This is a genomic window from Cytobacillus eiseniae (assembly GCF_017874625.1).
Lineage (GTDB): Bacteria > Bacillota > Bacilli > Bacillales > Cytobacillaceae > Cytobacillus > Cytobacillus eiseniae.
In genome coordinates, this window is the sequence record NZ_JAGIKZ010000049.1 from 1 (window position 1) to 5,698 (window position 5,698).

The 5,698-nt window shown below is 39.3% G+C and carries 5 protein-coding genes; all 5 read right to left on the reverse strand.

The features are described from left to right. Window positions 1–259: 259 nt before the first annotated feature. The 5 genes from J2Z40_RS19535 to J2Z40_RS19555 all read right to left on the reverse strand — a co-directional run bounded on the left by J2Z40_RS19535 (window position 260) and on the right by J2Z40_RS19555 (window position 5,162). Window positions 260–1,720, reverse strand: a complete 1,461-nt coding sequence (locus J2Z40_RS19535) for a spore germination protein (protein WP_066395951.1) — start codon at window positions 1,718–1,720, stop codon at window positions 260–262. A 109-nt stretch (window positions 1,721–1,829) separates the two neighbouring features. Continuing rightward, a complete protein-coding gene (locus J2Z40_RS19540) occupies window positions 1,830–3,479 on the reverse strand; it encodes a rhomboid family intramembrane serine protease (RefSeq protein WP_342590353.1) in 1,650 nt (549 codons plus the stop codon). A 106-nt stretch (window positions 3,480–3,585) separates the two neighbouring features. Continuing rightward, a complete protein-coding gene (locus tag J2Z40_RS19545) occupies window positions 3,586–3,774 on the reverse strand; it encodes a hypothetical protein (protein ID WP_066395954.1) in 189 nt (62 codons plus the stop codon). A 37-nt stretch (window positions 3,775–3,811) separates the two neighbouring features. After that, window positions 3,812–4,597 carry a DUF92 domain-containing protein gene (locus J2Z40_RS19550; protein WP_066395956.1) on the reverse strand — a complete coding sequence of 262 codons (786 nt, stop codon included), beginning with the start codon at window positions 4,595–4,597 and terminating at the stop codon, window positions 3,812–3,814. Further along, window positions 4,590–5,162, reverse strand: coding sequence for a 5-formyltetrahydrofolate cyclo-ligase (locus J2Z40_RS19555; RefSeq protein ID WP_066399405.1), 573 nt, complete (start codon window positions 5,160–5,162; stop codon window positions 4,590–4,592). The genes J2Z40_RS19550 and J2Z40_RS19555 overlap by 8 nt, the downstream gene beginning before the upstream one ends. Window positions 5,163–5,698: the final 536 nt, after the last annotated feature.

The window sequence follows — 5,698 nt, forward strand, 5'->3', positions numbered from 1 at the left end:
GGAGTGAAGGTTGTCCTTTAACCTTCAGGCCAGAACGGCTTATGACTCGAGGGTCTAGCCGCTGGAGCTAGACAAAGAAAAGCGCAAGTGGCTTGTTCAGACCCGACAAGCATAAGACGGGCTGGAGTGAAGGTTGTCCTTTAACCTTCAGGCCAGAACGGCTTATGACTCGAGGGTCTAGCCGCTGGAGCTAGACAAAGAAAAGCGCAAGTGGCTTGCCCAGACCCGACAAGCATACCTTTATTCACTATCATACAAATTAACGATCTGGATCTTTCGGGTGCAGGATTCTCGGTCTTCGATTCTTAAGTGGTATCGGTGAACGCAATATGACATCTCTAAATGCTCGAATATTAAATGGAATTAATGGCCATAAGTATGGGACTCCGAATGACTTTAACCTTGCAAGCATAAGAATAAATAACGCAATGCCAATCACAAATCCATACCCATGGAATACACTAGTCAGCAGCAGCAGGCCGATTCGAATCAATCGGTTAGCAAGGCTCATTTCATAGCTTGGTGTAGCAAAAGTACCAATTGCAGCAATCGCTAAATAGAGGATGACTTCATTTATAAATAAACCAACCTCAACAGCTACTTGACCGATCATTAAGGCAGCAACAAGTCCAAGTGCGGTTGCAAGTGAGGAAGGGGTATGGATAGCGGCCATCCTAAGTATATCTAACCCAAGCTCAATCATCAGAAACTGAATAATCAATGGCAGTTGCCCAGTATCATTCGGACCAATATAAGCTAAATTTGCTGGCAATAATTCTGGTTGAACCGCGAGTAAATACCAAAGCGGCAAAAGAAAAAGTGAAGCCCAAACAGCAATAAAACGAACCATACGTAAATAGGCACCAACTAGCGGTTTGTTCCGATATTCCTCGGCATGCTGAAGATGATGCCAGAATGTAGTTGGTGCGATCATCACACTAGGGGACCCATCAACAATAATACATACATGCCCTTCATACAAATGGGTTGCAGCTGTATCTGGCCGTTCCGTATATCTAATCATCGGATATGGATTCCAATGCCTCCCAGAGATAAATTCCTCCACTGTTTTTTCGGCCATAGGCAACCCATCCGTATCAATTTTTGCGATTGAATCCTTCACCATTTTCACTAGATCTGGATCAGCAATATCCTCTATATAACTAACGACAATATCAGTTTTCGATCGCCTGCCAACTTGCATGTATTCCATTCTTAAAGTTCGATCTCTCACTCTTCTCCTTGTTAAGGCAGTATTAAAGACAATCGTTTCAACATAACCATCTCTTGATCCACGAACAACTCGTTCAATATCTGGCTCCTGAGGTCCCCTCACTGGATATGTACGTGCATCAATAAGAATAACTTTATTAACTCCTTCAACTACGAGTGCTGTTGGACCTGCAAGCACAGCATCAACAACACTATTTAAATCATCATTTGTTTCCACTTCAACATATGGAATATGCTTTTTGACAAGCTTTGATAATGTATCCCCTTCAAGCTCTTCCTTTTCCAAATCACTTAAAATTTTCATCAAGTAGTGTAGAATATCATCTTTGACAAATCCATCTACAAAATAGAATGCCATTTGTCTCTCAGCATATTCCACATCGAGCTGTATGACATCAAAGCTTTTATCTACACCTAACATATTTTTTAAATAAGTGGTATTTTCCACAAAATTATTTGAAACTAGTTTCTTTTCATTATGACCCATTTGGATTCCCACTCTTCCATTCTTTTCCTTGATTGCTATTCAACAGCTTTGACATCAAAAAAAAGAATCATACCTATAGTTGGTATGATTTAATAAGAATCGCTGAATGTTAATTATTCATAAGCTTCATTATTTCTTGAAGCAGATTTTGGTAATCCTTTTGGTCTGGATTTAATTCTACTGCTTGCTCAATTTGATTTTTTGCTTCTTGTAAATTATTTTCATCTATATAGATGAGTGCTAAATTAAAGTAAGCCTCATGAAAGTCTTTTTTCAATTTGATCGCTTCATGCAAGTGATCCTTTGCTTGCTTCAATTCACCTAAATTTATTTCTGCATAGGAAAGCAAAAAATAGACCTCTGCGGATGCTTCATCTGCTTCCGAATAGTCAATTAATACATCTCTTGCTTGATCATATTCCTCTTGATTAATATATTCTTGCGCCATTACGAGTGCTGACTGCTTATCAAGTAATTTCCCTGGCTCACTAAAGCCATACTGAAGCAGACCTGTAAAGGAAACGATAGTAATTATTAGAAATAACAATTGCAAGCCAAGTCTCTTTTTCTTAGGAAAGTGAACAATCCCAGTTGCCAGAAAACCCGCAATTAGTCCCCCAATATGGCCAGCATTATCAATTCCTGGCATAGAGAATCCAAAAACTAAATTGATTCCAAGAATAATAAGAATATTATAGCCCATCGTTCGGAAAAATAATTTTGGATAAATAACCCCAAAATACAATAGCGATCCAAACAAGCCGAAAATTGCCCCACTCGCCCCTGCCGAAAGACTCGGACTTAATAAAAAGCTCGCTAATGAGCCGCCAAATCCCGCAATTAAATAGATGATAAGAAACCTTGCCTTCCCGTAAATCTGTTCAACTGCCATACCGAGAAAGTATAAGGACATCGTATTCATTAATAAATGCATAAATCCAATATGGAGAAAAACAGGTGTTATAAATCGCCACCATTCCCCTTCAAGAATTAGCGGATTAAACTTTGCACCATACTTGATTAATGTTGATGTATCTGTGCTGCTTCCTACCCATTCCATTAAAAGAAAAACAGCCACTTGAATGACCATGAATACATATGTAAAGAATGGCTTTCCTTGATTGAATATAGACTTCTCTTCATTCGTTTTATTTGAAGCGATTGATAATGCAGCAAGTTTTATTTCATCTATTTCGTTCTCACTATAGCTTTCATTTATTGTAAAGGCAACTTGATTGTTTACAATTGAGCTAAGCTTCTCTAAGCCATGTCTATAATTAGCTAAATCAACTAGGACGGATTGTACCTTCGTTTTACTCTTATTCGGATGAAGAAAAGGTTCATTTATTCTAAACTCATAATCATCTACTGGAGGAAAGGCTGACACGTAAACATTCATTACATTCATATTACTGCGTCCAAGCTGTCTTCTAATTCTTTCCCCATTTTCGGCTGTTAGTGCGATATCCTTCTGCATCCAATTGCTCCAGTCCAGATTATATCGTAGCAAACGAATAACCTGAGCCTGTTTATTTTCCAGCTTTTCCAGCCAGATTTCATTATGCTCTTTCGATAATTGAACAATTCGATATTCTTGTTCAGAAATAAAGTGATGAGCTAATTTCCAAAATATATACTCTTCTTGAAAACTCAAAGTTTCCCCCACTCTCTTTAATAATGAGGCGATAACGCCTAGTGCTTCCTTATAACAATAGCCAATTTCTCTTCCATTTGTAAAGTAAGATACGTTTTCAGACAAAGAAAAAAGACCATAAAAGGTCCCTTTCTCAAAAAACGAGGCTCCACTCGCATAGATTTTTCGCCCAAGCGCCTTCTAGTAAGGTGCTTGAAACTTTTTAATTCTGTTACACACGGCTTGGTGGAAAGACCATTTTCATCATTCGATCACGAATACCTGGGATTCCCATGAATGAGCTAACAGCAACCCGGCGTATCAATGGATATTTAAATAGGACATTCATCGCACGATAGCGATTATAGAAAAGATAATATCCACCTAAAACAAGTAGTAATAAGGACATTATTCGACCCATTTTCATCCCTCCTACTAATAGTTTGGGATGATCATAATTATTTTATCCAAATAAATAATATTCCTAGCAATGCTGCAAGAAAACCCGATAAATAATTAACAAAATCATTATTCATGAACACAAGTCCTCTTTGTAACTTCGTTTGTCTTCCACAGTGAGTTGTTGCCTCAACTTCTGTTCCACAATTTCTACATTTGTAGACTGCCTGTAGAAATGCACCAAAAACCGTATCAATCACATTGCCCAAAAAGCCAAACAATAAAATGACTGCTGCGTCCATAATTGTTAATGGAAAAAAATAAAAGGATAGGAATGCAATTAAAAAAGCACCAATAATTGCCGCAATCGTACCAAGTAAACTAACTGCTCCAGATGTCCCCGCAGAAATCCGCTTCCATGATCGAATAAAGAAAGGGGGTCGTTTGCTTAATGAACCAATTTCTGATGCCCATGTATCAGAATTTGCAGCAGCAATAGAAATTGAAAAGCCAACGATCCAAATCGTATGGGGTGAAAAATAATACAGGAGGCTGAATAATGCGGCCGTTCCTCCGTTTGCTGCTACTTGCTGCCAATCACGACGGGAACCTTTTTCATGGCGTTCTTCGATTTTCGCTTTATTCTGACGTTTATATTTCGACCAAAAGCTAGAACTTGCAAAAAAGAATCCAAGAATAAGCAACCCCTTTAGGCCAAAACCAAGGGAAACAGCTAGTCCAATCAAGAAGGCGGCTACGCTTCCTGACAAAGTTAATAATCGAAGAGAATATCCGCTGTATGCCGTTATCGCAATAAATAAAAAAATAAGGAATGTGTTATTCATCCAAGCTCTCGATTTTATTTGTGGAAATGACTTTTTTTACTGCAAGATCATGATCCTCAATTGGCAAATGAGAAACAAGTTGTGACTGAAATGCAAGAGAAACGGTGTAGCCATCGTATTTTGTAAGATATCTGTCATAGTAGCCTCCCCCAAATCCAACACGATAGCCATCAATTGTATAAGCAAGGCCTGGTACAATTAATAAATCAATTTCGTTTGCCTGAACTTCCTCTGTGCATTCCACTTTCGGTTCCAGTAACCCATAATAAACAGATTCTAATTGATCAAATCTAGTTAACGTTCGAAATACCATTGACTTTTCTTTAGGAAGGCATTTAGGTACTGCTACTCGCTTTCCTTCCTCCCAAGCCTTTCTAATAATTTGATATGTATCTACTTCTGGAAATTTTGAGATTGTAATTCCTATGGTTTTTGCAGACTTCCACTTTACATCTTGATAAAGTGATTCGGCAATTTCATATGAGTCTTGTTCATACACAGTCTTTTCTATTTTTCCTAATGACTCCATTATTTGCTTACGAAGTTCTTTCTTCTCACTAGTCATTCCCTCATCCTCCATTTGTAATGATAAGAGTTTTTTTTGCAGCTGGAACAGAACAGTCGCCTTCGCTTTTCTTTGGCTAGCTGCGGCTCCTAGACCCTCGAGGTCATAAGGCTGGCTGGCTTGAAGGTTAAAGAACAACCTTCCATCCAGCCTTCCTTATGCTTGTCGGGTCTAAACAGTCGCCTTCGCTTTTCTTTGGCTAGCTGCGGCTCCTAGACCCTCGAGGTCATAAGGCTGGCTGGCTTGAAGGTTAAAGAACAACCTTCCATCCAGCCTTCCTTATGCTTGTCAGGTCTAAACAGTCGCCTTCGCTTTTCTTTGGCTAGCTGCGGCTCCTAGACCCTCGAGGTCATAAGGCTGGCTGGCTTGAAGGTTAAAGAACAACCTTCCATCCAGCCTTCCTTATGCTTGTCGGGTCTAAACAGTCGCCTTCGCTTTTCTTTGGCTAGCTGCGGCTCCTAGACCCTCGAGGTCATAAGGCTGGCTGGCTTGAAGGTTAAAGAACAACCTTCCATCCAGCCTTCCTTATGCTTGTC

Bases quoted from the DNA above. Each gene is read 5' to 3' on its own strand.
- J2Z40_RS19535 (WP_066395951.1), bottom strand. From the start codon at position 1,720: ATGGGTCATAATGAAAAGAAACTAGTTTCAAATAATTTTGTGGAAAAT.
- J2Z40_RS19555 (WP_066399405.1), bottom strand. From the start codon at position 5,162: ATGACTAGTGAGAAGAAAGAACTTCGTAAGCAAATAATGGAGTCATTA.
- J2Z40_RS19545 (WP_066395954.1), bottom strand. From the start codon at position 3,774: ATGGGTCGAATAATGTCCTTATTACTACTTGTTTTAGGTGGATATTAT.
- J2Z40_RS19550 (WP_066395956.1), bottom strand. From the start codon at position 4,597: ATGAATAACACATTCCTTATTTTTTTATTTATTGCGATAACGGCATAC.